The following is a 25,534-nucleotide window of genomic DNA, read 5'->3' as shown; positions in this document are numbered from 1 at the left end:
AGACAACACGGGCTTCGGCCCGTGTTTTCATTGGCGCGCCACGGTTTTCCGGATAATCGGCCGCAGTTTTTTGAGAAAGACCTTCATGCCCGTCAATCTAGTCGCTCCCGTTGCTGCCGATCTGCACCCCATCGCCGGTGTGCGCATCGGTGTTGCCGAAGCTGGTGTCCGCAAGGCCCACCGCAAGGACCTCACCGTGTTCCTGCTGGACGAGGGCGCCAGCGTGGCTGGCGTGTTCACGCAGAACCGCTTTTGCGCAGCGCCGGTGCAGATCAGCCGCGAGCACTTGAGCAGCGGCCAGCCCATTCGCGCCATGGTCATCAACACGGGCAACGCCAATGCAGGTACCGGGGCTGACGGCCTGGCGCGTGCGCGCGCCACCTGCATTGCGCTCGCTCGTCAGCTGAGCGTGGCGCCCGAGCAGATCCTGCCGTTCTCGACCGGCGTGATCATGGAGCCGCTGCCCAACGACCGCATCGAAGCGGGACTGCCCACCGCCATCGCCGATGCGCAGCCCGGCCATTGGGCCCGTGCCGCCGAGGGCATCATGACCACCGACACACTGCCCAAGGCGTTCTCTGCGCAGGTGCAGATCGGTGGCGCCACAGTGTCCATCACGGGCATCAGCAAGGGCGCGGGCATGATCCGCCCCAACATGGCCACCATGCTGGGCTTCCTGGCCACGGACGCTTGCGTGGCGCCCGCCGTCATGCAGCAACTGGCGCGTGATCTGGCTGACGGCTCTTTCAATCGCGTCACCATTGACGGTGACACATCGACCAACGATTCGTTCGTGGTCGTTGCCACCAACAAGGCAGCGCATGCGCCCGTGACCTCGCTCGACAGCGCGGACGGCCAGGCCCTCAAGGCTGCGATGCTCTCGGTGTCACAAAAGCTGGCGCAGGCGATCGTGCGGGACGGCGAGGGGGCGACCAAGTTCATCACAGTGCGGGTCGAAGGCGGCAAGACTGGCGACGAGTGCCGCAAGGTGGCGTACGCCATTGCCCATTCGCCGTTGGTCAAGACGGCCTTTTTTGCCAGCGACCCCAACCTGGGCCGCATCCTGGCGGCCGTGGGCTATGCCGGCATTGACGACCTGGACCAGACCGGCATCGACCTGTACCTGGACGATGTGCATGTGGCGCTGCAAGGGGGGCGCAATCCTGCCTATCGCGAAGAAGACGGCCAGCGGGTGATGAAGCAGAGCGAGATCACGGTGAGGGTGCTACTGGGGCGCGGTACCGCAGCGGACACGGTGTGGACCTGCGACTTCAGCCACGAGTACGTGACCATCAACGCCGACTACCGCTCGTGAGTTGGGTTTTGCTATCTTTATGATAGCTGTTGAGGCATATTCCACTAGCGCATGTCGCCACAATGAACGAAAAATTTGAACGCTTGGTCGAACGTGCCGAGCAGCTCATCGCCCGCATCGAGTCGGTGCTGCCCCAGCCGCTGGGAGCGCCTGACTGGTCCGCCTCCATTGCCTGGCGCTACCGCAAGCGCAGCAGTGGGCATGGCACGCTGGAACCCGTGCGCCACGTGGGGGCGATGCGGCTGGCAGACCTCAAGGAAATCGATCCGCAAAAAGAAAAGATCGAACGCAATACGCAGCAGTTTGTGCAGGGCAAGCCCGCCAACAACGTGCTGCTGACCGGTGCGCGTGGTACCGGCAAGTCGTCGCTGATCAAGGCCTGCTTGAACGCTTACGCAGCCGAAGGCCTGCGCCTGATAGAGGTGGACAAGGCCGACCTGACCGACCTGCCGGACATCGTGGACGTAGTGTCTGACCGGCCCGAGAAATTCATCGTCTTCTGCGATGACCTGAGTTTTGAGGACGGCGAGCCAGGCTACAAGGCGCTCAAGTCGATCCTGGACGGCTCGGTGGCGGCCGCCACGCCGAACGTGCTCATCTACGCCACCAGCAACCGGCGCCACCTGCTGCCGGAGTACATGGCCGACAACCTCACGTACACCCACACCGAAGACGGCGAGGTGCACCCGGGCGAGGTGGTGGAGGAGAAGATTTCGCTGTCGGAGCGTTTTGGCCTGTGGGTCAGCTTCTACCCGTTCAGCCAGCAGGAGTATCTGACCATCGTGGCGCAGTGGTTGTCATCGTTCGGTGTGCCCGCGCAGGCCATTGAGGCGGCGCGGCCTGAGGCCCTGGTCTGGGCGCTGGAGCGTGGCTCGCGCAGCGGCCGTGTGGCGTACCAGTTTGCGCGTGACTATGCGGGGCGACATGGCGGCTGAACATCTCGCTCCAGACAGCGTCCCGGCCACTGCCGAACGCAAACACACCGAAGTGGCCGTGGGCATCCTGCTGCGCGCAGACGGCGCGATGCTGCTGTCCACCCGCCCGCTGGGCAAGCCCTATGCGGGGTACTGGGAGTTTCCGGGTGGCAAGCTGGAGGCGGGCGAGACCGTGGAGCAGGCACTGCGCCGCGAACTGATCGAGGAGCTGGGAGTGACCATCGGCCCGGCCAGCGTCTGGAAAGTGACCGAACACGATTACCCCCACGCACTGGTGCGGCTGCACTGGTGCAAGGTCTGGGAATGGACTGGCGAATTCGAGATGCGTGAAGGCCAGGCCATGGCCTGGCAGCAAATGCCGATCACGGTGTCCCCGGTGCTGCCCGGTGCCTATCCGGTGTTGCAATGGCTGGCTGAGGAGCGGGGTCTGCAGTCCGCGGTGGAGTGAGACTCCCGCCTGTGTGGGACTGATTTGCTATTGAATTAGTAGCTCCTCAGGCATGCAGCACTAGCGCTACCGCTGGTTTTTGGCGAAATCGCTCTTGAATGGCGCCTATGACCTTGGTCAATGCTGCTGGCGCGGGTCGCCATGGGGGGCGTCGTCTGGCGGCGCTTCGGTGGGCATGCGAAAGCTTTCGCTGGCCCACGCGCCAAGGTCTATCTGCTTGCAGCGCTCACTGCAAAACGGACGGTACACATTCGCGGCGCTGTACACGCTATCTCCGCCGCAGCTGGGGCAGGTGACGATGCGTGCCTGCGAGGAAGGGGCTGGGGAGTGGGGCATCCTGGGGTGATCCTCTTGCTCAAGTCGGCCCGCCCGATCTTTAGCGGGCTTTGGCGCGATTCAGTCTCTGGGCTTGGGCTGGCTAAGGCCTACGCGCACAGGGTCAGTTCAAACGCCGCATCTTCGTTGCAGGCGTGCAGGCGTCCATCGCCTTCCAGCCGCATGAGCCGCACCGAGACAATCAGACGGTTGCCACTGATTTCCGGTATCAGGTTCAGCGCTGGGTCGATGCGAAGCCGCAGCAGCTGGAAGGTGCGGCCCTGGGGCAGGTTTTGCTGAAACTGCCCGCGTTCTGCAGCGACCTTTTGGGGCACGCCTGAATCGCGCAGCAGCTTGAGCAGCACATAGATCGACTCGGCGAGGGGCGCCAACGTGGAGGCCCATTCCTCCAGGGCCTGCTGACGCACCGCCGGGGGGTGGTGTTGCCACGCGTAATAGGCTGGCAGGTCAAAGCCACAGGTCCCACCCGGAATGCCGATGCGGCTGCGGATGCTCATCAGCCAGTCGTTTTCCGTCAGTGCATGGCCCGACTTGCCGCTTTGGGTGTTGAGTGCCACGAAGCACCGGTCCAACTGACTGATCACCGCGTCCAGTGCGGCTTCAGAAATGGAGGGGTTGCCTCGGTACGTGTCGAGCTGGTGCTTGTGCTTTTCGATGTCCTTGAGCACATCCGACTTCAGATCGGCCCGGGCGGCCACATCCATGATCTCGAAAATCGTCACCAAGGCGAAATGGTGATCCAGCGCGTGAGGCCGGGGGATCAACTCCCCCAAGCGGCGGAACAGCTGCTCCAGCCGCAGATAGGTTCTGAGACGCTCGTTAAAGGGGTATTCGTAAAGGATCACGCTGGCGGGTTCCTGGAGGCTCAGGGAGTATTCTGACGCCGGTGGCGCACGGCATGGGGTGAAAGCACAAACGGTTTCGTACGCATCATAGCCCGAACAGTGTGGCCACTTGCCGCACCTCAGCCTGTAACTGCTCCAGTGAGCAACGTGCTTCGTTGGCAATCACCACATCGGCCACCGCCCTGCGCGCTGGGCGCGTAGCTTGTGAGGCAATGATGCCTTGCACGGCTTCGGCAGACAGACCGCTGCGCTGCATGACTCGCGCGATCTGGGTCTGCTCTGTGCAGTCCACCACGACCACGGCGTCGAGTTGGCGTGCCCACCGCCCGGATTCCGTCAGCAGCGGGATGTCGTGCACGATCCATCGGCAGCCAGACTGTATGGCCTGTTGAATCCGTTGCTGGCTTTGCAAGGCCACCAAGGGGTGCACGATGGCCTCCAGCTGGCTGCGCGCCTGCGGTTGGCTGAAGGCCAGTTGCCGCATGCGCGCACGATCCAGCGCACCCGATGCATCAACATATGCTTCACCAAAGGTAGTTCGAATGGCAGGCATGGCCGCACCGCCCGGCCCAGTCACCTCCCTGGATATCTGGTCGGCGTCGATGAGGCTTGCACCCAAGGACGCCATCATCTGGCCTACGGTGCTCTTGCCGCTACCGATGCCGCCGGTCAGACCCAGGCGCAAGGGCTGTCGGTGGGTTGCCATGAGAGTTCGTCAGAGCCCCAGAAGACCGAGCACTGTACCCAAAATGGCGTTGGGGCCGAACACCATCGCGGTGAGCCCTGCACCCACCAGGAAGGGGCCGAACGGAATGTAGCCACCCTCACGCAAGCTGCTGAAAATTTTCATTGCGATCCCGATGATGGCGCCAATCACTGAAGACATCAAAATGATCGGCACCAGCGCCTGCCAGCCAAACCATGCGCCCAATGCTGCAAACAGCTTGAAGTCGCCGTAGCCCATGCCTTCTTTGCCTGTCGCCAACTTGAAGCCCCAGTAGACCAGCCAGAGCGACAGGTAACCTGCGGCAGCGCCCATGACGGAAGCAAACAACGGTACGCTAGTCCATTGCAGGGCAGACGCCAGCAACCCTGCCCAGAGCAAAGGCAAGGTGATGTCATCAGGCAAAAGCGTGGTGTCCCAGTCAATGAACGCCAGAGCAATCAGGGCCGCCGAAAAGCCGCACCATGCCAACCCCGCAGGCGTCGCGCCCCAGCGGTGGATGCAGAAAAAGAACAGCGCTCCCGTTGCCAGTTCGACCATCGGGTAGCGGGGGCTGATGCGTGTTTTGCAGGACGAGCACCGCCCGCGCAAAAACAGATAACTTAAGACGGGAATGTTTTCATGCCACCGCACCACATGCCCACAAGCCGGGCAGCGGGACCGAGGTGTCATGAGGTTAAAGGTGGGCTGCGTGTCCTCGGGCAGCTCTTTGCCCTGATTGGATGCCTCGACTTGCGCGAGCTCTGCGGCCCATTGCCTCTCCATCATTTTGGGAAGGCGGTAAATCACCACATTCAGAAAACTGCCGAAAAGCAAACCAATCACGCCGCCGATAGCGGCATCCAACCATGCTTCCAGAGCCATTACACGACCTGACCGAGCTTGAAGATGGGGAGATACATCGATACCACGATACCGCCGATGAGCGTGCCCAGAAACACGATGATGATGGGCTCCATCAGGCTGGACAGGCCAGCCACCATGTCATCCACCTCGGCTTCATAGAAGTCGGCAGCCTTGCCAAGCATGTGGTCGATAGAGCCGGATTCTTCGCCAATCGCGCACATCTGTAGCACCATGGAGGGGAAAATATTGGCATTGCCCATGGCTGCCGTGAGGCTGGTGCCTGTAGAGACTTCCTGCTGGATCTTGTCCGTGGCTAAGGAATACACAGAGTTGCCAGCGGCTCCACCTACCGAGTCAAGCGCCTCCACCAGCGGCACGCCCGCAGCGAACATGGTGGACAACGTCCGGGTCCAGCGTGCGACACAGGATTTGTCGATCAAGGCACCAAACACCGGAATCCGCAAGAGAAGCCGGTCCATGAACATCTGCATCTTTTCATTGCGGCGCCATGCCTGCATGAAAAAGAAAAAGCCTCCACCGAGGACGCCAAATATCAGCCACCACCATTTGACAAATACTTCGCTGATGGCCATTACAAACAATGTGGGGGCCGGGAGATCGGCTCCGAAAGACGTGAAAACCTCCTTGAACGCTGGAATCACGAAGATCATGATGACCGTCACCACCACGAAAGCCACAATCACCACGGAAATAGGGTACATCAGGGCCGACTTGATCTTCGATTTGATCGCCTCGGTTTTTTCCATGTACGTGGCCAGCCGATCCAGCAGGGCTTCCAAAATACCCGCAGCCTCGCCCGCCTCTACCAAGTTGCAGTAGAGACTGTCAAAGTACATCGGGTACTTTCTGAAAGCCCCGTTGAGCGATGTCCCGGTCTCGATATCGGACCGGATGTCATTGAGCAGCTTGGTGACGCTGGCATTGGTATTGCCTCGACCCACAATGTCGAAGGACTGCAAGAGAGGTACGCCAGCCTTCATCATGGTTGCCAGCTGGCGGGTAAACAGCGCAATGTCCTTGGGCTTGATTTTTTTGCCCGAACGCATACGGCGCTTCTTGATTTTGGTGGGGAAAACCCCTTGGCGACGCAGCGTTGCCTGCACCTGGTTTTCTCCGACCGCGCGGATTTCGCCACGAACGATCTTTCCGTTGCGGTCCTTGCCCTCCCACTCGAAGACAAAATCCTTGATATCTTTGGTTGATGCTGCGGTCGCCATGGTGCCCTCGTCCGTGGATGCTATTCGTTGGTGACGGCCAGAACTTCCTCAAGGGAAGTCAGACCCAATTTGGCTTTATAGAGCCCGGATTCGCGCAGCGAACGAACACCCTCGGCGCGTGCCTGCTCTGCAATCTCCAGTGCGCTCCCGTCGCGCAAAATGATGCGCTGGATCTCCTCGGAAATAGGCATTACTTGATAGATGCCGAGTCGGCCCTTGTAGCCGTTATTGCAGGCCGAGCAACCCACAGGTCGATAGGTCACCCAGGAACCATCAATTTCGTGTTCTTCGTATCCCGCGTCCACCAGAGCCTCATGGGGGATATCGGCGGGAACCTTGCACACAGGGCACAATCGACGCGCCAAACGTTGCGCTGTGATCAAAATGACGCTGGAAGCGATGTTGAACGGCGCAATACCCATGTTGCGCATCCGCGTGAGCGTCGTGGGCGCGTCGTTCGTGTGCAGCGTGGAAAGCACAAGGTGACCTGTCTGCGCCGCCTTGATGGAAATATCTGCAGTTTCCAAATCCCGGATTTCACCCACCATGATGATGTCGGGATCCTGGCGCAGAAACGACTTCAGTGCCACAGCAAAGGTCATGCCGGCTTTTTCATTCACGTTCACCTGATTGACGCCAGGCAAATTGATTTCAGAAGGGTCTTCGGCGGTTGCGATATTGACCCCCGGCTTGTTCAGCAGATTGAGACAGGTGTACAAGGACACCGTCTTGCCAGAGCCCGTAGGGCCTGTCACCAGAATCATTCCGTAAGGACGACCAATCGCCTGGAGTAATCTTTCCTTCTCCACGGGTTCATAGCCGAGCGCATCGATCCCGAGCTTGGCGCTGCTCGGATCCAAAATACGGATCACAATTTTCTCGCCAAACAGGGTGGGCAAAGTGCTTACCCGAAAATCGATCACGCGATCCGGCCCCACCTTGAGCTTCATGCGACCGTCCTGAGGCACACGCTTCTCGGAAATATCCAGGCGCGAAATCACCTTGATACGAGACGCGAGCTTGTCCTTGATCGCGATCGGTGGTGAGGCTATTTCGCGCAACTCTCCGTCAATACGGAAACGGACGCGGTATTGGTGTTCGTAAGGCTCAAAATGCAAATCGGAGGCGCGCATATTGAAGGCGTCGAGCAGCATTTTGTGCAGGAACTTGACGATCGGCGCATCTTCAACTTCGGTTGTTCCTGTATCCGCTTCTTCAGGCGCATCTTCAATAGCAACATCGTCAAAAGCGAAGTCTCCTCCTCCGCTGATTAGCGTATCCATGGATTCGCTGGCGGATTTGGTGGTGGCTTCTACGAGTCGGCTGAGTTTGTCATATTCCGCAATAATCCAATCCACACCCATTTGGGTGGTGAATTTGATTTTCTCTGCAGCTTCTTGGTCAGTCGGATCGGCCGTTGCGACGATCAGCCGGTTGTTGCGCTTGCTCAGGACCACCACGCGATATGCTTGGCATATCTTGTTATCCAGGAGCTCCTTCGGCAGGCGCAAAGGATCAATGGCGTCCAAGTCGAGCAGGGGTGCACCGAAAACTGCAGATACTGTGTGCGCCAGATCCGCTGCAGAAACAGCTCCAGAGCCCGTCAGCTCGGCAATGAAACTGGTCCGGCTTATTTGTGATTTTTTGTAAATGTCTTCTGCTGACTTTTGGGTCAGCTTGCCCGCAGACATCAGGGCGCGGCCGAGCCCGGGCAGGGCTACTGCAGAGGCTTCTTTGAGGGCAGTATCAACAGCGGCCATGTAACCGAGAATGTGTTAGGTGTGGAAAAGAAACCATCCTATCATCACCGATCAACCATGGGCTGTACAGCGGCGCATATTGGCAACGGCGCCACAAACGGGTGGGATTTTGGTAGGTGACCATACTGCGATATATGGTCGGGGTGAGAGGATTCGAACCTCCGGCCTCTACGTCCCGAACGTAGCGCTCTACCAGGCTAAGCTACACCCCGCAGCTTGTAAAAGCACTCGCGAATGATCTAGTGCCTCTTTCAATTTCGCCGCCCCAGCAATTGGGCTGCCAATTCTAGCAAACCCTCCGAGTAGGCATTTGCGGGTAATCGTCGGGCGGCAGCCATGGCGCGGTGCGCTTCAGCGAAGGCTGCGGCGCGGGTAACGTCCAGGGCGCCTGTCGAGCGGACGATGCCCACGACTTCTTCTAATCGTTCGGTCGAACCTTTTTCGATGGCTTGGCGGACGATTTCCGCCTGGCTGGGGGTGCCTCGTTCCATGGCGGCGATCAGGGGGAGGGTGGATTTGCCTTCTCTCAAGTCGTCACCCAGATTTTTGCCCATCTCTGCGGTGTCGCCGTCGTAGTCCAGCACATCGTCAATGATCTGGAATGCGGTACCCAGTGCCTGTCCATAAGTTGCACATGCCTCTTCCACATCAGGGGAGCTGTTGGCCAGTATGGCGCCGAGGCGGGCGCTGGCTTCAAAAAGTTTGGCTGTTTTGGAGCGGATAACACGCAGATAGCCCGCTTCATCCAGTGAGGCGTCGTGCATGTTCATCAGCTGGAGCACTTCGCCTTCTGCAATCACGTTCGTGGCCTCGGAGAGGATTTCCATGATGCGCATGCTTCCAGCCTCGACCATCATCTGGAATGACCGAGTGTGCAGAAAGTCGCCCACGAGAACGCTGGCAGGGTTGCCAAAGGTTTCGTTGGCTGTGGGGCGGCCACGGCGCAGGGTGGATGCATCCACCACATCGTCATGCAGCAGTGTTGCGGTGTGAATCAGCTCGACCACTGCCGCCAGGCTGTGCCGATGTGTGCCACGGTAGCCCAAGGCTCCGCACACCATCAGCAGCAGAGCGGGGCGCAGCCGCTTGCCGCCAGCTGCAATGATGTATTGCGAGATCTGGGCCACCAAGGGGACGCTCGATGTCAGGCGCTGACCGATGACCTTGTCGACCTCGTGCATGTCTTGTGCAACGAGCGTGAGGGGGGAAGCTGCAGGGGCGGTATGGTCAGTCAAGATGGTGGTCACAGAAAGTGCCCGAATTATAGGAAGGCCCGCTACATGCCTGACGAGTGCGGTGGCGTGTTGGTCACGCCGAATTGACTGATGCGCGTGAGGCTGGCGAGGTGATGCCAGATGCGCTATACTCGCGGGCTCTGCGGAAATTCGTCTGCAGAACTCATATCAAGAGGTCAACATGTACGCGGTCATAAAAACCGGCGGCAAGCAGTATCGCGTTGCTTCCGGCGAAAAAATTAAAGTAGAACAGATTGCTGCGGACGTAGGCCAGGAAATTGTGATCGACCAGGTTCTGGCTGTCGGCAACGGCGCTGAACTGAAGGTTGGTACGCCCCTGGTGTCCGGCGCAACCGTGAAAGCCACTGTCGTGGCCCACGGCAAGCACGACAAAGTGCACATCTTCAAGATGCGCCGTCGCAAGCACTATCAAAAACGCCAAGGCCATCGCCAGCAGTTCACTGAGCTGCAAATCGGTGCGATTGCTGCTTAATCGAAGGAGCTAGTCATGGCACAGAAAAAAGGCGGCGGCTCTACGCGAAACGGGCGTGACTCCAAGCCAAAAATGCTGGGTGTCAAGGCCTTCGGTGGTGAACTGATCAGCGCTGGTTCGATCATCGTGCGCCAGCGTGGCACACGTTTCCACCCCGGCACCAATGTCGGCGTTGGCAAGGATCACACCTTGTTTGCCCTGGTGGACGGCCACGTGTCGTTCGGTACCAAGGGTGCATTGTCCAAGTCCACGGTCAATGTGACTCCCGCCTGAGGATCGCTCCTCCGGCAACCATCGAAGCCCCGCTTTGCCGGGGCTTTGTTGTTTGGTCTGCACGCGTCGCTGGTGCGCCTTTGGCCTGTGGTGCCTGGAATGGCCCCTGCTGTTCCGCCACAATTGGCCAGCAGCCGACAGTACGGCCTCTTTTGTAAACTGGATACCCCATGAAGTTCGTCGACGAAGCCTTTATTGATATTGCCGCAGGTGATGGTGGCAATGGCTGCGTGTCGTTCCGGCACGAAAAGTACAAGGAGTTCGGCGGTCCCAATGGTGGTGACGGTGGGCGCGGGGGGCATGTGTTTGCTGTGGCCGATCCCAACCTGAATACCCTGGTGGACTATCGCTACTCGCGCCGTCACGAGGCCAAACGCGGTGAGCATGGCATGGGCTCCGATATGTTCGGCGCGGCGGGTACGGACATCACACTCAAGATGCCGGTCGGGACCATCATCACCGACGCCGAGACGGGTGAAGTTCTGTATGAGCTGCTGACCCCGGGCGAGGTCATCACCATCGCCAAAGGCGGTGATGGCGGCTTCGGCAACATGCGTTTCAAGAGCGCGATCAACCGGGCCCCTCGTCAAAAAACGCCGGGCTGGCCGGGCGAGAAAAAGAATTTGAAGCTGGAGCTGAAGGTTCTGGCCGATGTGGGGCTGCTGGGCATGCCCAACGCCGGCAAGTCCACCTTCATCACGGCCGTGTCCAATGCGCGACCGAAGATTGCGGATTACCCGTTCACCACGCTGCACCCCAACCTGGGCGTCGTGCGGGTGGGGCCTGAGCAGAGCTTTGTTGTAGCCGACATCCCCGGTCTGATCGAGGGAGCTTCTGAGGGCGCTGGCTTGGGCCACCAGTTCCTGCGCCATCTGCAGCGCACGCGTTTGCTGTTGCACATCGTGGACTTGGCACCGTTTGACGATGCTGTGGACCCGGTGGCTCAGGCCAAGGCCATCGTGAACGAGCTCAAGAAATACGACCAGCAGCTTTACAACAAGCCGCGTTGGCTGGTGCTGAACAAGCTGGACATGGTTCCCGCTGATGAGCGTGAGGCGCGCGTGAAGGATTTTGTGAAGCGCTTCAAATGGAAGGGGCCGGTGTTTGAGATCTCGGCTCTCACGCGTGAGGGCTGCGAGCCACTGATTCACGCCATCTTCCGCCATGTGCAGTCCGAGCAGCGCACGGAGAACGAGCCGGTGGAGGTGGATCCCCGTTTCGCCGGCGATGCGCCAGCCTGACGCGTCGGCGCTCAGAGGATAGGAATTGCTACATTTTTAATAGCTACTCAGGCATGAAGCAGTAGCGCTATCGGCATCAAAGACATCAAAATGGTTTCCAGCGTATTGAGAGATGCCCGCCGCATCGTGGTGAAGGTGGGCTCCAGCCTTGTGACCAACGAAGGGCGTGGACTGGATGAAACCGCCATCGGTGAGTGGAGTCGCCAACTGGCCGCGCTGGTGCGCGGTGTTGGGGGTGCCCCACGCGAGGTGGTGATGGTGTCCAGCGGTGCCATTGCCGAAGGCATGAAGCGCCTGGGCTGGACCACAAGACCCCAGGAGATCCACGAGTTGCAGGCTGCTGCAGCGGTGGGGCAGATGGGATTGGCGCAAATGTACGAAACCAAGCTGCGCGAGCAGGGGATGGGCAGCGCGCAGGTATTGCTTACCCATGCCGATCTGGCGGACCGCGAGCGCTATCTCAATGCGCGCTCCACCTTGCTCACGCTGCTGCGTTTGGGTGTGGTGCCGGTGATCAACGAAAACGACACGGTGGTCAATGACGAGATCAAGTTTGGCGACAACGACACGCTGGGTGCGCTGGTGGCCAACCTTGTGGAAGCGGACGCCCTGATCATCCTCACAGACCAGAAGGGGCTCTACACCGCCGACCCACGCCGTGATCCGTCTGCGCAGTTTGTGCATGAGGCCAAAGCGGGTGATGTTGCTCTGGAAGCGATGGCGGGCGGTGCAGGCTCCAGCATTGGCAAAGGCGGCATGATCACCAAGATTCTGGCGGCCAAGCGCGCTGCAGGCTCTGGCGCATCGACCGTGATTGCCTGGGGACGCGAATCCGACGTATTGGTCCGTTTGGTGAGTGGTGAGGCGTTGGGTACTTTGCTGGTTGCCCAGACACAGAAAAAGCAGGCCCGCAAGCAGTGGATGGCGGACCATTTGCAACTGCGTGGGTCTGTGGTGGTGGACGCTGGGGCTGCTGCCAAGGTGCGCGACGAAGGCAAAAGCCTGCTGCCCATCGGCATGACGGCAGTGGAGGGGGACTTTTCGCGCGGCGACGTGATTGCCGTGCGCGACGGGTCTGGGGCAGAGATTGCACGCGGCTTGGCCAACTATGCAGCGGCGGAAGCCCGCCTTCTGTGCCGCAAGCCGTCGACGGAGTTTGAGAAACTGCTGGGCTACGTGGCAGAGCCGGAAATGGTGCACCGCGACAATCTCGTGTTGGCGCAGGGCGCATAGGGACTGGCTGCGCGCATCAATCCTTGTCGATTCAGGACTGAGCGGATTCGCCCATCAAAAAAAAACGCCTGCATCTGCAGGCGTTTTTTCATGGTGCGATGCCAGGGTCAGCGCGGTGTGTCTGATACCGATGGCATGCCGTCGAGTTCTCCCGGCATGCTGTTTTGAGGATCGGGATCAAAACTGGCGCCTGGAGGGAGCTCCATGCCAGGGTTGACCAGCATGGAGCCCGTGCGGAACATGTTGGCGACGCCCGCATGTTCGCCCTCGCGGGTGCGTAAACCGCTGCGCAAATAGCGGTTGCGCTGCTCGTGTCGCGGCAGATAGCGGGCCAGTTCGGTGAGCGCCATCTCATAAACACCGCGTTTGAACTCGACCACCACATCCAGCGGAACCCAGTAGTCGTTCCACCGCCAAGCGTCAAACTCCGGGTGATTGGTCGCACGCAGGTTCAGATCCCAGTCGTGCCCCATCAATTGCAACAGGTACCAAATCTGCTTCTGGCCCTTGTAGTGGCCGCGCGCATCGCGGCGGATGTACCGGTCAGGCACCTCATAGCGCAACCAGTCCCGGGTGCGGGCCACCACGCGAACGTGGTTGGGCAATAATCCCACCTCCTCATGCAGCTCACGGAACATGGCTTGCTCGGGGGTCTCGCCCCGGTCAATGCCACCCTGCGGGAACTGCCAGCTGTGGGTGCGTATGCGCTTGCCCCAAAACACCTGGTTTTTCTGGTTGAGCAGGATGATGCCGACGTTCGGCCGAAAGCCGTCCCGGTCAAGCATAATCAAACCCCAAATTTTTAAACTGTGTCCATTATGCACGGCGCCTAGCGCGCAGCAAGTGGACGGCCCCGTTCTGCCTGCAATCGATTCCCGATGAAAGCCTCCCAATTCTTCATTTCCACCCTCAAGGAAGCTCCGGCGGACGCCGAAGTGGTCAGCCACAAACTCATGACGCGGGCCGGGCTGATCAAGAAGCTGGGCGCTGGCATCTATAACTACATGCCTCTGGGCCTGCGCGTGATCCGCAAGGTGGAAGCCATCGTGCGTGAAGAGATGAACCGCGCGGGTGCTGTCGAGCTGTCCATGCCCGTGGTGCAGCCCGCTGAGCTCTGGCAGGAAACCGGGCGCTTTGAGAAAATGGGCCCCGAGCTGCTGCGCATCCAGGATCGCCATGGTCGCGACTTCGTGGTGCAGCCGACCAGCGAAGAAGTGATCACTGACATCGCCCGTCAAGAGCTCAAGAGTTACAAGCAGCTGCCGAAGAACTTCTACCAGATCCAGACCAAGTTCCGCGACGAGCGCCGCCCCCGCTTTGGCCTCATGCGCGGACGTGAGTTCATCATGAAGGATGCTTATAGCTTTGACCGCGACCAAGTGGCCGCCAAGGCCAGCTACCAGGTGATGGCCGCAGCCTACCGGCGGATTTTCGATCGCTTCGGCTTGACCTATCGTGCCGTGGCCGCTGACAGCGGCGCCATCGGGGGGGATCTGTCGGAAGAATTCCAGGTGATTGCTGCAACAGGTGAAGACGCTATCGTCTACTGTCCGCAGAGCGACTACGCCGCCAACATGGAAAAGGCCGAAGCGCTGGCCCCCGCCGGACCACGCGGCGCAGCCACGCAGGCCCTGACCAAAACAGCCACCCCAGGCAAGAGCACCTGTGCCGATGTGGCAGAACTGCTGGGTGTTCCGCTGAACACCACGGTCAAGTCACTGGTGCTGGCCACGGACGAAACCAACGAAGCGGGTGAGATCGTCAAGACCCAGGTGTGGCTGCTGCTGCTGCGCGGCGACCACGATATGAACGAGATCAAGGTTGGCAAGGTGCCCGGACTGGCGGGCTTCCGCTTCGCGACGCTGGGCGAAATTGAGGACCACTTTGGCTGCAAGCCGGGTTACCTGGGTCCCATCGGCCTGAAGAAGCCTTTGAAGATCGTGGCAGACCGCGAAGTCGCTGTGATGGCCGACTGGATCTGCGGCGCCAACGAAGTGGACTTTCACATCACCGGCGTCAACTGGAGCCGCGACCTGCCGGAGCCCGACATGGTGGCCGACCTGCGCAACGTGGTGGCGGGCGACCGCTCCCCCGACGGCAAGGGCGAGCTGGCGATCGAGCGCGGTATCGAAGTGGGCCATGTGTTCTACCTGGGCACCAAGTACAGCAAGGGCATGAACGCGACCTTCCTGGGCGACGACGGCAAGCCTGCGTTCTTCGAAATGGGTTGCTACGGCATTGGCGTGACGCGCCTGCCCGCTGCCGCCATTGAACAAAACCACGACGAGCGCGGCATCATCTGGCCGGACGCGATTGCGCCGTTCACCGTGGTGGTCTGCCCCGTGGGCATGGACCGCAGCGAGGCCGTCAAGGCCACGGCCGAGCAACTGTATGCCGACCTGCTGGCCGCGGGCGTGGACGTGATCCTGGACGACCGTGGCGAGCGCCCCGGAGCGATGTTTGCCGACTGGGAACTGATCGGCGTGCCACACCGCGTGACGATTGGCGACAAGAGCTTGAAAGAGGGCGTTGTCGAGTACCAGCACCGCCGTGACACCGCCGCCACCAAGGTGGCCGTGGCCGACATCCTGGCCCATGTGAAGGGCCGCATGGCCGTATGAGCATGAGCGGCGCCTCCTCCATCGCTCCATCGGCCGCGGCCTCGGGCAGCCCTGCGGGGCTGTCGCGGCGCGGCTGCCTGGTGTCGCTGGCTTCGCTGGCAGCGCCCGCCGCCTGGCTGGGCGCTCCGCAGGTGGCGCACGCTGGCGGGCAGCTGGAGGAGCCTCTGATGGACTCGGTGCGCACCGCACTCAGCTCTGCCATTGCCAACCAAGCGCCGCCCGAGCCGGAGTTTTTTACCACCGAAGCGCGCCTGCACTACCTGCGGTGGCTGGGCACGCAGAGTGATCGCCTGCGCCCGCGCAAACCGGACCTGGAAGTACGCCGCGACTTCCTGCAGACGGTCTGGTACGAATCCAAGCGCGCCGGGCTCGATGTGTCCTTGGTCCTGGGGCTGATCCAGGTGGAAAGTGGGTTCCGCAAATTTGCTGTGTCCAGCGTTGGAGCGCGGGGCTATATGCAGGTCATGCCTTTCTGGACGCGCGTGATTGGCGATGGCGACCCGGGTAAGCTGTTTCACATGCAGACCAACCTGCGTTTTGGCTGCGTCATCCTGCGTCACTACATCGATCGTGAGCAGGGCGATTTGTTCATGGCGCTTGGCCGCTACAACGGCAGCCGCGGCCGGTCGCCTTACCCGGATGCGGTCTTTGGAGCGCAGCGCAAGTGGCTGTTTGCCGATCGGCCACAGTCGCCGGCCGCGTAGAGCGATCAGCGCGGCGGTGACACGGGCCGCGCCTTGGTCACTCCACGGCGGTTCCCGTCGGTGCTGACGGGCTCGGGGCCGATGCACCAGGGGCTCCGCCCAGCCTGGAGACCATGACCTGATCGATGCGGTAGCTGTCCACGTCCAGCACCTCAAACTTGTAGCCGCCCCAGCTCACGCTGTCAGTACGGCGTGGCACGCGGCGCAGCATCACCATCAGGAAGCCCGCCAGGGTTTCGTACTCGCCGGTGTGCGGCAGCTCGTCCAGCGACAGGGCGTGCAGCACATCCTCAATGGGGGTGACTCCATCGATGAGCCAGGAGTTCTCATCCCGTCGCACGATCTGCTCTTCGTCCGCCGGGCCCACCAGGTCACCCATTACGGTGCTCATGACATCGTTGAGCGTGACCACACCGACCACCAGGCTGTACTCGTTCACGATCACGGCAAAGTCCTCGTGGACTTGGCGGAACTGCTCCAGCACCTCCGACAGGGTCAGCCGGTCGGGCACGATCAGCACCTTGCGCACCAGGCTGTCGTCGGCCAGCGAAATCGGCTGGTTGTTCAGCACACGCTGGAACAGATCCTTGGCATCCACATAGCCCACCACGTGGTCGATGTCGCCTTCGCACACCGGGTAGGTCGAAAACGGCTCGGCAGCGATGCGCAGGCGGATGACCGAGTCGGGCTCGTCGCGCAGAAAAAATGCAATGCGGTCGCGCGGCGACATGGCGCTGGACACCGTGCGCGTGTCCAACTCAAACACGTTGGTGATGACCTGCTGCTCGCGCGCCGCCAGCACCCCGGCACGCGCGCCTGCCTCCATCATGGCCAGGATATCGTCTGACGTGATGCGGTCATCGCGCAGCGATGACAACCCCAACAGGCGGAACAGCGCGTCGGCCCCCCGGCTGTAGAACCACACCAGCGGCCGCAACAGCGTCATGCACCAGGCCATGGGCTGTGCCAGCCGCACCACCAGCCGCTCGGGCTCTGCCATGCCCAGGCGTTTGGGGAACAGATCGGCAAACAGGATGAACAGCGAGGTGATGATGAGGAAAGACGCCAGGAACCCCGCCCGCTCGGCCGTGGGCCCCGACATCCACAGCGCAAACAGCTCACTGAAATGCGGGCTCAGCGCACCTTCGCCCACGATACCGCCCAGGATGGCCACGGCGTTCTGCCCTACCTGCACCACCGTGAAGTAGTCGCCCGGCTGCTCCTGCATGCGCAGCACCCGGTCCGCACGTGCGTCGCCTTCATCGGCCATTTGGCGCAGGCGCAGGCGGCGGGCGGCCGCGAGCGAAATCTCGGCCATGGAGAAAAAGGCGCTGGCTGCAATCAGCAGCCCGATCACGAAGAGGCTTTGGGACAGGGTCATGGGAAGAAGGCGGAACCGGCGTACAGCGGTACACCGGGCCACCAAGTGTATCTGGGCACCCTGCACACGGGCCCGCTGGCGCGCCTTGTGACGCATGCCACCTGACGCCCCGTGCCACTGCATGGTGTGGCAGGGGGAAGGGTGGCGCGTGCGGGCGACCGCGTCGCGCTATTTACTGCACAAAGCCAATCCGGCTGCGCCCCGTGGCGGCCTTCGGCAGGTCGGTGATCTCCACCGTGGACCGGCGGTCCAGCCGCGCATTGCCGAAACCTGTCATCAGCGCCCGCCGCATTTCGCGCGGGGGCATCTGTGCCAGGTGGTCCAGGACGTCGTCCGTCGGCTCCGGGTCCAGCAGGCGGCCCCAGTCGTGCCCCGCGCGGATGCCCTGGTACAGGTTGCGCGCAATGGTGCGGGCCTGCTCCAGCGTGGGCGCCTCCACCTCGAACACGTTCATGCGGTTCAGGATGGGATCGGGAATGCCGCGTGTGTCGTTCGCAGTGGTAATCCAGATGACCTGGCTCGCGTCGATGGCCACCTCGGCAAACTCATCGGTAAAGCTCTGGGCGGTGTCGTACTCCAGCAAGCTGTACAGCGCACCCAGCGGGTCGTACTGCGCATCGCTGCTGGCCTTGTCGATCTCGTCCACCACGATGACCGGGTTGGCATATTCGCCCTCCACCAGCGCCTCGAACACCTTGCCAGGGCGCGCGCCCTTCCACTGCGCCGACGAGCCCGACAGCAGCCAGCCTGCGGTCATGGAACTCATGGGCAGCAGGTTCATGCCCGTGCCCAGCATCTCGGCCAGGTGGCGCGCGAAGTGGGTCTTGCCGATGCCGGGTGGTCCCAGCAGCAGCATGGGTGTGACCTCCAGGCCATCGCTGCTGTCCTGCGCCAGCGCCACGTGGCGCTTCACGTCGTCCAGCACCTCGGTGAAGTTGGGCAACTGCTCGTACAGGGTGGCCATGTCGGGGATGCCCGAGGGCTTGACCTGAAAACGCTCCGGGCCGCGCTCCAGCATGCGCTCGTACACGGTGCGCAGGGTTTCGTATTCCCTCTGGTTGCCGGACTCCTGCAGGCGAGCGAGCTTGCGCTCGACATCGCCCGGGTGGAACACATTGCGCATCTGGGCCACCGGCAGGCGCAGGGCAGGTGGCTGGGGAACAAGGCTATGGCTGGTCATTGCATGCTCCTGTGAGGGTTACGTCACGCAATCATTCAAGCACACAACATGCCCGCTGCTCCATCGGAAAAGCCCCTGATTGGTGCCTCTGTTGCGGGCAAACAAAAAGGCCGCCCGAAGGCGGCCTGATGGCGGGTGAGGCAAGGGTCGCTTCGATCAGCCCTCGGTGCCCAGCACTTGCTTGAGTTCGCCCGACTCATACATCTCCATCATGATGTCCGAGCCGCCGATGAACTCGCCCTTCACATACAGCTGCGGGATCGTGGGCCAGTTGCTGTATTCCTTGATGCCCTGGCGAATTTCGTCGTCCTCAAGCACGTTGACGGTGACCACGCTCTTCGGGTCCACGCCACAGGCCTTGAGGATCTGGATGGCGCGGCCGGAGAAGCCACACATGGGGAAGCTGGCGCTGCCCTTCATGAACAGCAGGATGTCGCTGGATTTGACGAGGCCGTCGATGCGTTGTTGGGTGTCGCTCATGGGAAAACTCCTTGAAAGAGGCTGCGGGCGAATGGATGCTGAGGGCCCGCGATGGAGGGATTATTTCACTGTCGGCCATTGCCCGCCTGTGCAGCGTGCGATGTCGGCAAGGTCATTGCGGCTTTGTACCCGCACAAAGCTCTGGGCGGCAAGCAGCGCCTGCACGGCGTCTGCCTGGTCGTAGCCATGCTCCAGCAGCAGCCAGCCGCCCTGCCGCAGGTGGGCGGGCGCCTGGGCGACGATGGCGCGGATGTCTTCGAGGCCGTCCGCTCCGCTGGCCAGGGCTTGCAGGGGCTCGTGGGTCAGCGCGGCCAGGTGTGGGTCTGCGCTGGCGATGTAGGGCGGGTTGGAGACGATGGCGTCGAATGGCCCCTCCACTCCCACCAGCCAGTTGGCCTGCCGAAACTGCACGGGCAGGCCCAGCCGCTCGGCGTTGGCCTGCGCCACAGCCAGGGCATCGGCACTTGCATCTACCGCCAGCATCTGGGCGTCGGCGCGCTGGCTTTGCAGTGCCAGCGCAATCGCGCCGCTGCCGGTGCCCAGGTCCACCACGCGGGGCGATGCCAGCGGGGCGATCACCTCCAGCGCCCAGTCCACCAGGGTTTCGGTGTCGGGGCGCGGGTCCAGCACGCGCGCGTCCACCTGCAGCGGCAGGCCGTAGAACTCCTTGCGGCCGGTGAGGTAGGCCACCGGCTCGCCCGCCAAGCGGCGCTGGCACAGGGCGATGAACTGGGCGTGCATGGCTTCGTCCATGGCGTCGGTGTCGTGCGCCAGCAGCCAGGCGCGGCCGGCATCAGGCCGACCGACGGCGTGCAGCAGCAGCAGTTGCGCGTCGATACGCGCCAGGCCCAGGGTGTGTGCCTGCGCCAAAGCCTGGGCGAGGGTGGGAGAGGTGGTGTGGTTCACTATTGTTTTGATAGCTGTTCAGGCATATGAATCTAGCGCTACCAGGCAATTTGTCTCAAATTCTGGCCTGGCTCACCCGGTGGCGCCCATCTCCAGCTCTTCCAGCTGCTCGGCCTCGCGGGCATGCTGCAGGGCCTGCAGCACATCGCCCAGGTCGCCTTCCATCACGTACAGCAGCTTGTACAGCGTGAGGTTGATGCGGTGGTCCGTGAGCCGCCCCTGCGGGAAGTTGTAGGTGCGGATGCGGTCGCTGCGGTCGCCGCTGCCGATCAGGCCCTTGCGCAGCGCGGCCTCCTTGGCGGCGCGCTCGCTGCGCTCTTTCTCCTGGATGCGCGCCTGCAGTACCTGCAGCGCCTTGGCCTTGTTGCTGTGCTGGCTGCGGCCGTCCTGGCATTCGGCCACGATGCCGGTGGGCAAGTGCACCACGCGCACGGCCGAGTCGGTCTTGTTGATGTGCTGGCCACCGGCGCCGCTGGCGCGAAAGGTGTCAATGCGCAGGTCTGCCGGGTTGAGCTTGATGGCCTCGTGCTCGTCGGGCTCGGGCATCACGGCCACGGTGCAGGCGCTGGTATGGATGCGGCCCTGGGTTTCGGTGGCGGGCACGCGCTGCACGCGGTGGCCGCCGGATTCGAATTTGAGAGCCCCGTAAACATGGTCACCCTCTATGCGCAGCACGATTTCCTTGTAGCCGCCGAGCTCGGCCGCGTTCTCGCTCACCACCTCCACCTTCCAGCCTACGTTGGCGGCGTAGCGGGTGTACATGCGCGTGAGGTCGCCCGCGAACAGGGCGGATTCGTCACCACCCGTGCCCGCGCGGATTTCCACAAACGCGTTGCGCGCGTCGTCGGGGTCCTTCGGTAAAAGCAGGCGCTGCAGTTCGTCTTCCAGTTGCAGCAGCTCGGCCTCGGCACTGGTGATTTCTTCCTGTGCCATCTCGGCCATGTCGGGGTCGGCCAGCATCTCGCGCGCACCCGCCAGGTCGGCCTCGCGCTGCTGGTAGCGGGCGTAGCGGCCGGCGACCTGCGTGACCTCGGCATGCTCGACGGAGATGCGCCGGTACTGCGCCATGTCGCTCATGATGTCTTCACGCGAGAGCAGGAAGTCGAGTTCGCCCAGGCGCTGTGCGTAGCGCTCCAGCTGGCTTCGGAGAAAGGGTTTCATGGAATTCTGGAAAAATGATTTGCTACAAATTTGGTAGCTATTGGAGCATGTAAATCATGCGCCTGGGGCCGATTTGGCTCAAATCGGAACGGCTGTGGAGCGGGCGAGCGCCGCTACAGGCCGTTGTTGTTGGGCGTCTTGCTTTGCGAGCGCAGGAACAGGCGCGAGACGGTCTGGGCCGTCTGGGCGCGCATCTCGGCGTCGCCCGCGCGCAGCTCGGCCAGGGTGCCGTGCAGCATTTTCTGTGTGAGGCCGCGCGACAGGGCTTCGAGCACGGCGTCCACGTCCTCGCCCTTGGCCAGCAGCTTCTTGGCACGGGCGATTTCCAGCGCGCGCCACTCGTCCGTCTGGGCGTTGAGCTGCTGGATCAGCGGCACCACGCCACCCTCGGCGGCTGCGGGGCTGCGCAGCTCCATCCAGTGCATGAAGCTTTGCACGCCCGCGTCGATGATGGCCTCGGCCTGCGCCACGGCGGCCTGGCGGTTGGCCTGCGCGGTTTGCACCACAGTGGCCAGGTCGTCCACGGTGTAGAGGTACACGTCGCCCAGGGCCTTGACCTCGGGCTCGATGTCGCGCGGCACGGCAAGATCGACCATGAACATGGGGCGGTGGCGGCGCTTCTTGAGGGCGCGCTCCACGGCACCCAGGCCGATGATGGGCAGGCTGCTGGCGGTGCAGCTGATGACGGCGTCGAACTCGTGCAGGCGCTCGGGCAGGTCGGCCAGGCGCATTACCTCGCCGCCAAAGCGGGTGGCGAGCTTTTCGCCGCGTTCCAGCGTGCGGTTGGCAATGGCGATCTGCTTGGGGTTCTTGGCGGCAAAGTGCGTGGCGCACAGCTCGATCATCTCGCCCGCGCCGACGAACAGCACGCGGATCTTGGAGAGGTCTTCAAACAGCTGGCTGGCCAGGCGCACGGCGGCGGCGGCCATGCTGATGCTGTGTGCGCCGATCTCGGTGCTGGTGCGCACCTCCTTGGCCACGGCAAAGCTGCGCTGGAACAGCTGGTTGAGCGTGGTGCCCAAAGCGCCAGCTGTTTCCGCAGCGCGCACCGCGTCTTTCATCTGGCCCAGGATCTGGGCCTCGCCCAGCACCATGGAATCGAGTCCGCTGGCCACGCGGAAGGCGTGGCGTGCGACGAGACTGTCTTCCAGCGTGTAGGAGTGCGAGCGCAGCAGCGCGGGGCTCACGCCGCCGCTGTGGGCCAGCCAGCCCAGCGTGTGGTCCACTGCGGGCTGGTCGCCGGCACAGTAAATTTCGGTGCGATTGCAGGTGGAGATGATGGCGGTTTCCACCCCGGGGTGGCGGCTGGCAGTGCCGCCAGAGTTGCCCAGCGACTGGCGCAAACCGTGCAATGTGGGGGCGATCTGATCGAGCGCAAACGCAAACCGGCCGCGCAGATCGAGCGGCGCGGTGGTGTGGTTGATGCCGAGGGCCCAGACTGCCATAAGCTGCAATTATAAAATTGTTGGCCCGAACAGGCGGCCTTGCTTGTTCAAGCCTTGATTTGGGTCAATTCCATGGGTCCGCTGGACATCGTCAACCACCTCCTCAACTTTGTCGCACCCGCTGCCGCCATGGCGCTGGTGTTGGTGCTTTCGGGCCGTCTGGTGGGCTCCCGCAGTGCCTCTGCGATGTCTGTGTGGCTGCGTTGGGCGATTCTGTTTGCCGTGGGGGTGGCGGTGCTCGCGGCAGGGCTGGTGCTGTGGGGACGTGACGGCAAGATGCTCACCTATGCCGCGCTGGTGGTGGCCTGCGCCACTTGCCAGTGGGTGCTGGTGCGGGGCTGGAAGGCTTGAAGCTTTCAGCAAGCCGTCACGTGTTTTGAGGGTTTGCGAGAGGTGATCTGGAGGGCTGTCGCGCCCTGGTGTCTGATAGCCTCTTTACACCTTCCAGGACGGTTGCCATGGCCCGCTCTGACGGAACTAGCGAACACCCCCGTACACCCACAACCAATGCTGGAGACAACCCCATGAAGCTGCTGCGTACCTGCATCACCCTGGCCGCAGGCCTGGCCTTTGCTGCCGCCGTGCAAGCGCAGGCGTTTCCGTCCAAGCCCATCCGTATCGTGGTGGGCTTCCCCGCCGGCGGGCCGCTGGACCAGCATGCGCGCCTGCTGTCCGACAAGCTGCAGACCGTGCTGGGCCAGCCGGTGGTGATGGACTACAAGGCCGGAGCCGGTGGCACCGTGGGCGCGCAGGAGGTGATGAAAGCGCCCCCTGACGGCCACACCATCATGCTGGCCAACACCGGGGTGATGGTCATCAACCCCGCGCTGTACAGCCGCCTGCCCTATGCCACCCTCAAGGACTTTGTGCCTGTGGCGCGCACGGCCATGCAGCCGCTGGCCTTGCTGGTCAACACCAGCGTGCCCGCCAAGAATCTGCAGGAGTTCATGGCCTATGCCAAGTCGCGGCCCGGTCAGGTCAACTTTGGCTCGGCGGGCAATGGCGGCATCAGCCACCTGGTGCCCGAGATGTTCAAGACCGCCACGGGCCTGTTCATGGTGCACATCCCCTACCGGGGCAGCGCGCCGGCATTCACCGACCTCATGGGCGGGCAGGTGCAGTTCATGGCCGAGAGCATTCCGCAGGCTGCGTCGTACCACAAGCAAGGCAAGGTGCGCGCCCTGGCCGTGACCAGCAAGGAGCGCAACCCCGCGCTGCCCGAAGTGCCCACGGTGATCGAGAGCGGCATCAAGGGCTTTGAGGTGGTGGGCTTCTATGGCTTTCTGGCGCCCGCAGGCACGCCCAAGGATGTGGTCAACAAGCTCAGTGACGCCTTTGGCCAGGTGTTGCAGATGCCCGATGTGCGCAACCGCATGGTGAGCCAGGGGGCCGATCCGGCGTTTCTGGGTGCGGACGACTTTGCCAAGTTCCTGGCCTCGGAGATGCCCCGCTGGGCCGACGCCGTCAAGAAGTCTGGCGCGAAACTCGATTGACCCCCTGAGGCGCTGTGCGCCTTCGCCCTGTAGGGGGACTCCACCGGTGGCCCGGCAAACCCGGTCCCCGGTGGCGCTGGCTTGGGGCGGGGTTGGTTGGAAGATGCGCCCTACGGCGTGGCGGGCGAGAAGAAATCCACGCGGTCGGTGATGATGCCGTCCGTGCCCAGCGCGATGAGGCGCTGCGCCGCCCAGTCGTCGTTCACCGTGTAGCTCAGCGTGCGCATGCCCAAGCCGTGGACTTGCGCCACCAGGGCCGGGTCCCACAGCGCGTGGTTGCACACGATGGCCACACAGCCGAGCGCCTGCGCCTTGTCAAAGCATCCGTCCCACAGCGCGTCGATGAGCAGCGCGCGGGGCAGGTGGGGCGCGGTGGCCATGGCGCCCGCCAGCGCCTCGGGCTTGAACGACGAGAACAAGGGCGGCACGGCCTGCCCTTGCCATAGCCGTGCGGCGTATTCGCCCACCACGCGGCCGGTAACTTCTTCCTGGCCTGGTGTGGGCTTGATCTCGATGTTCAAAAAAAACCCGTTGGCAATGCAGTAGCGCGCCAGGTTCTCCAGTGTGGGAAGGGGCTCGCCCGCGTAGCTGCGGGAATGCCAGCCACCTGCATCCAGCTGGGCGAGCTGGGTCCAGGGCAGGTCGCCGCCGGTGCCGTGGCCGTTGGTCGTGCGCTCCAGCGTGGCGTCGTGCATCAGAAAAGGCACGCCGTCGCTGCTGAGCTTGGCGTCGCACTCGAACATGCGGTAGCCGTATTGGGCACCCAGCCGGAAGGCGGCCAAGGTGTTCTCAGGGGCCAGCTTGCCCGCACCGCGGTGGGCGATCCAGCGGGGGTAGGGCCAGGGGGCCAGGGTAGACGAGGGTGCGCTCATGCGGGTTCACCAAATTTCAGCAGATTGCCATGGGGGTCGATGACATACATCTCCTTCATGCCCCAGGGCTGGACAGTGGGAGGTGCCAGTTGCAGGCCGCGTGCCGTGAAATCCGCATGCAGCAACCCAGTGTCTGCACGCACGTAGCACGAAGTGTTTTCTGCAATGTGGCGCTCGGTGCAGGGCCAGAAGTGCAGCTCGCAGCCATCGCGCTGCAGGATCAGGTAGTTATCCATCTCCAGCAGTGCGGTGAACCCCAGTCGCTCGACGTAGAACTGCCGGGTCTCCGCCAAGTGTAGCGAGGCCAGCACCGGCACGGTGGCCAGAACCCCGCGCCCGGCGCGGGCGGCTTCAGGCGGCTGCACGGGC

The 25,534-nt window shown here is 62.5% G+C and carries 27 protein-coding genes and 1 tRNA gene; 11 read left to right on the top strand and 17 right to left on the bottom strand.

What is annotated here, in order from left to right; all coding sequences use genetic code 11:
- Positions 1–85: 85 nt before the first annotated feature.
- The 3 genes from argJ (at position 86) to ATF69_RS03115 (ending at position 2,698) form a co-directional block, all read left to right on the top strand.
- Positions 86–1,315 carry a bifunctional glutamate N-acetyltransferase/amino-acid acetyltransferase ArgJ gene (gene argJ / locus ATF69_RS03125; RefSeq protein WP_099731099.1) on the top strand — a complete coding sequence of 410 codons (1,230 nt, stop codon included), beginning with the start codon at positions 86–88 and terminating at the stop codon, positions 1,313–1,315.
- A gap of 62 nt (positions 1,316–1,377) precedes the next feature.
- The gene (locus tag ATF69_RS03120) at positions 1,378–2,250 is read left to right on the top strand and encodes an ATP-binding protein (RefSeq protein ID WP_146869863.1); all 873 of its coding nucleotides are present in this window, start codon (positions 1,378–1,380) and stop codon (positions 2,248–2,250) included.
- The gene (locus ATF69_RS03115; RefSeq protein ID WP_146869862.1) at positions 2,240–2,698 is read left to right on the top strand and encodes an NUDIX domain-containing protein; all 459 of its coding nucleotides are present in this window, start codon (positions 2,240–2,242) and stop codon (positions 2,696–2,698) included. Before ATF69_RS03120 ends, ATF69_RS03115 begins: the two co-directional genes overlap by 11 nt.
- 117 nt (positions 2,699–2,815) lie before the next feature.
- Here ATF69_RS03115 and ATF69_RS03110 read toward each other — a convergent pair whose 3' ends face one another.
- From ATF69_RS03110 to ATF69_RS03075, 8 genes are all read right to left on the bottom strand, one after another.
- Positions 2,816–3,034, bottom strand: coding sequence for a DNA gyrase inhibitor YacG (locus ATF69_RS03110; RefSeq protein WP_082522383.1), 219 nt, complete (start codon positions 3,032–3,034; stop codon positions 2,816–2,818).
- A gap of 89 nt (positions 3,035–3,123) precedes the next feature.
- Complete coding sequence (gene zapD, locus ATF69_RS03105; RefSeq protein WP_056060302.1) at positions 3,124–3,879, bottom strand: cell division protein ZapD; 756 nt, start codon at positions 3,877–3,879, stop codon at positions 3,124–3,126.
- Positions 3,880–3,964: 85 nt separating this feature from the next.
- Entirely contained in the window at positions 3,965–4,585 is a 621-nt protein-coding gene (gene coaE, locus ATF69_RS03100) for a dephospho-CoA kinase (protein WP_146869861.1), read from the bottom strand.
- Between the two features lie 9 nt (positions 4,586–4,594).
- Entirely contained in the window at positions 4,595–5,467 is an 873-nt protein-coding gene (locus ATF69_RS03095) for a prepilin peptidase (RefSeq protein ID WP_146869860.1), read from the bottom strand.
- Entirely contained in the window at positions 5,467–6,687 is a 1,221-nt protein-coding gene (locus ATF69_RS03090; RefSeq protein ID WP_146869859.1) for a type II secretion system F family protein, read from the bottom strand. The genes ATF69_RS03095 and ATF69_RS03090 overlap by 1 nt, the downstream gene beginning before the upstream one ends.
- Positions 6,688–6,707: 20 nt before the next feature.
- On the bottom strand, positions 6,708–8,447 hold the full coding sequence (gene pilB / locus ATF69_RS03085; RefSeq protein WP_146869858.1) for a type IV-A pilus assembly ATPase PilB: 1,740 nt from the start codon (positions 8,445–8,447) through the stop codon (positions 6,708–6,710).
- Between the two features lie 135 nt (positions 8,448–8,582).
- Positions 8,583–8,659 (bottom strand) — tRNA-Pro (locus tag ATF69_RS03080).
- Between the two features lie 39 nt (positions 8,660–8,698).
- A complete protein-coding gene (locus ATF69_RS03075; protein WP_146869857.1) occupies positions 8,699–9,628 on the bottom strand; it encodes a polyprenyl synthetase family protein in 930 nt (309 codons plus the stop codon).
- Between the two features lie 235 nt (positions 9,629–9,863).
- Here ATF69_RS03075 and rplU point away from each other — a divergent pair, with 235 nt between their 5' ends.
- The 4 genes from rplU (at position 9,864) to proB (ending at position 12,922) form a co-directional block, all read left to right on the top strand.
- Complete coding sequence (gene rplU, locus ATF69_RS03070) at positions 9,864–10,175, top strand: 50S ribosomal protein L21 (RefSeq protein ID WP_005794184.1); 312 nt, start codon at positions 9,864–9,866, stop codon at positions 10,173–10,175.
- Positions 10,176–10,190: 15 nt separating this feature from the next.
- Positions 10,191–10,448, top strand: a complete 258-nt coding sequence (rpmA, locus tag ATF69_RS03065; protein ID WP_005794180.1) for a 50S ribosomal protein L27 — start codon at positions 10,191–10,193, stop codon at positions 10,446–10,448.
- Between the two features lie 170 nt (positions 10,449–10,618).
- A complete protein-coding gene (cgtA, locus tag ATF69_RS03060) occupies positions 10,619–11,689 on the top strand; it encodes an Obg family GTPase CgtA (RefSeq protein ID WP_056747278.1) in 1,071 nt (356 codons plus the stop codon).
- A 90-nt stretch (positions 11,690–11,779) separates the two neighbouring features.
- Positions 11,780–12,922, top strand: a complete 1,143-nt coding sequence (gene proB, locus ATF69_RS03055) for a glutamate 5-kinase (RefSeq protein WP_146869856.1) — start codon at positions 11,780–11,782, stop codon at positions 12,920–12,922.
- 107 nt (positions 12,923–13,029) lie between these two features.
- Here the strand turns inward: proB and ATF69_RS03050 are convergent, their stop codons facing one another.
- Positions 13,030–13,707, bottom strand: a complete 678-nt coding sequence (locus tag ATF69_RS03050) for an RNA pyrophosphohydrolase (protein WP_056060325.1) — start codon at positions 13,705–13,707, stop codon at positions 13,030–13,032.
- 93 nt (positions 13,708–13,800) lie between these two features.
- Between ATF69_RS03050 and ATF69_RS03045 the strand changes: the two genes are divergently transcribed.
- Both ATF69_RS03045 and ATF69_RS03040 read left to right on the top strand, forming a co-directional pair.
- A complete protein-coding gene (locus ATF69_RS03045) occupies positions 13,801–15,543 on the top strand; it encodes a proline--tRNA ligase (protein ID WP_146869855.1) in 1,743 nt (580 codons plus the stop codon).
- The gene (locus ATF69_RS03040) at positions 15,540–16,247 is read left to right on the top strand and encodes a lytic transglycosylase domain-containing protein (protein ID WP_208758689.1); all 708 of its coding nucleotides are present in this window, start codon (positions 15,540–15,542) and stop codon (positions 16,245–16,247) included. Before ATF69_RS03045 ends, ATF69_RS03040 begins: the two co-directional genes overlap by 4 nt.
- A gap of 37 nt (positions 16,248–16,284) precedes the next feature.
- Here ATF69_RS03040 and paeA read toward each other — a convergent pair whose 3' ends face one another.
- The 6 genes from paeA to hemA form a co-directional block, all read right to left on the bottom strand.
- Positions 16,285–17,628 (bottom strand): polyamine export protein PaeA, encoded by a 1,344-nt coding sequence (paeA, locus tag ATF69_RS03035; RefSeq protein ID WP_056060334.1) that lies wholly within the window; start codon positions 17,626–17,628, stop codon positions 16,285–16,287.
- A 172-nt stretch (positions 17,629–17,800) separates the two neighbouring features.
- On the bottom strand, positions 17,801–18,808 hold the full coding sequence (locus ATF69_RS03030; protein ID WP_146869853.1) for an AAA family ATPase: 1,008 nt from the start codon (positions 18,806–18,808) through the stop codon (positions 17,801–17,803).
- Between the two features lie 156 nt (positions 18,809–18,964).
- Positions 18,965–19,288 carry a Grx4 family monothiol glutaredoxin gene (gene grxD / locus ATF69_RS03025; protein WP_056060339.1) on the bottom strand — a complete coding sequence of 108 codons (324 nt, stop codon included), beginning with the start codon at positions 19,286–19,288 and terminating at the stop codon, positions 18,965–18,967.
- Between the two features lie 60 nt (positions 19,289–19,348).
- Positions 19,349–20,194: a peptide chain release factor N(5)-glutamine methyltransferase gene (gene prmC, locus ATF69_RS03020; RefSeq protein WP_146869852.1), complete on the bottom strand. Its 846-nt coding sequence runs from the start codon at positions 20,192–20,194 to the stop codon at positions 19,349–19,351.
- A gap of 72 nt (positions 20,195–20,266) precedes the next feature.
- The gene (prfA, locus tag ATF69_RS03015) at positions 20,267–21,355 is read right to left on the bottom strand and encodes a peptide chain release factor 1 (RefSeq protein WP_121943687.1); all 1,089 of its coding nucleotides are present in this window, start codon (positions 21,353–21,355) and stop codon (positions 20,267–20,269) included.
- Between the two features lie 113 nt (positions 21,356–21,468).
- Entirely contained in the window at positions 21,469–22,800 is a 1,332-nt protein-coding gene (hemA, locus tag ATF69_RS03010) for a glutamyl-tRNA reductase (protein ID WP_146869851.1), read from the bottom strand.
- A 72-nt stretch (positions 22,801–22,872) separates the two neighbouring features.
- Here hemA and ATF69_RS03005 point away from each other — a divergent pair, with 72 nt between their 5' ends.
- The gene (locus ATF69_RS03005; protein ID WP_056060351.1) at positions 22,873–23,151 is read left to right on the top strand and encodes a hypothetical protein; all 279 of its coding nucleotides are present in this window, start codon (positions 22,873–22,875) and stop codon (positions 23,149–23,151) included.
- Between the two features lie 173 nt (positions 23,152–23,324).
- On the top strand, positions 23,325–24,293 hold the full coding sequence (locus ATF69_RS03000; RefSeq protein ID WP_108498338.1) for a Bug family tripartite tricarboxylate transporter substrate binding protein: 969 nt from the start codon (positions 23,325–23,327) through the stop codon (positions 24,291–24,293).
- 110 nt (positions 24,294–24,403) lie between these two features.
- Here ATF69_RS03000 and ugpQ read toward each other — a convergent pair whose 3' ends face one another.
- Both ugpQ and ATF69_RS02990 read right to left on the bottom strand, forming a co-directional pair.
- Positions 24,404–25,165 (bottom strand): glycerophosphodiester phosphodiesterase, encoded by a 762-nt coding sequence (gene ugpQ / locus ATF69_RS02995; RefSeq protein WP_146869850.1) that lies wholly within the window; start codon positions 25,163–25,165, stop codon positions 24,404–24,406.
- Positions 25,162–25,530 (bottom strand): bleomycin resistance protein, encoded by a 369-nt coding sequence (locus ATF69_RS02990; protein ID WP_146869849.1) that lies wholly within the window; start codon positions 25,528–25,530, stop codon positions 25,162–25,164. The genes ugpQ and ATF69_RS02990 overlap by 4 nt, the downstream gene beginning before the upstream one ends.
- Positions 25,531–25,534 lie beyond the last annotated feature (4 nt).

Source organism: Acidovorax delafieldii, from assembly GCF_007993815.1.
Lineage (GTDB): Bacteria > Pseudomonadota > Gammaproteobacteria > Burkholderiales > Burkholderiaceae_C > Acidovorax > Acidovorax delafieldii.
Note: the sequence above shows the minus strand (reverse complement) of the source record. Positions and strands in the feature narration are given on the sequence as shown.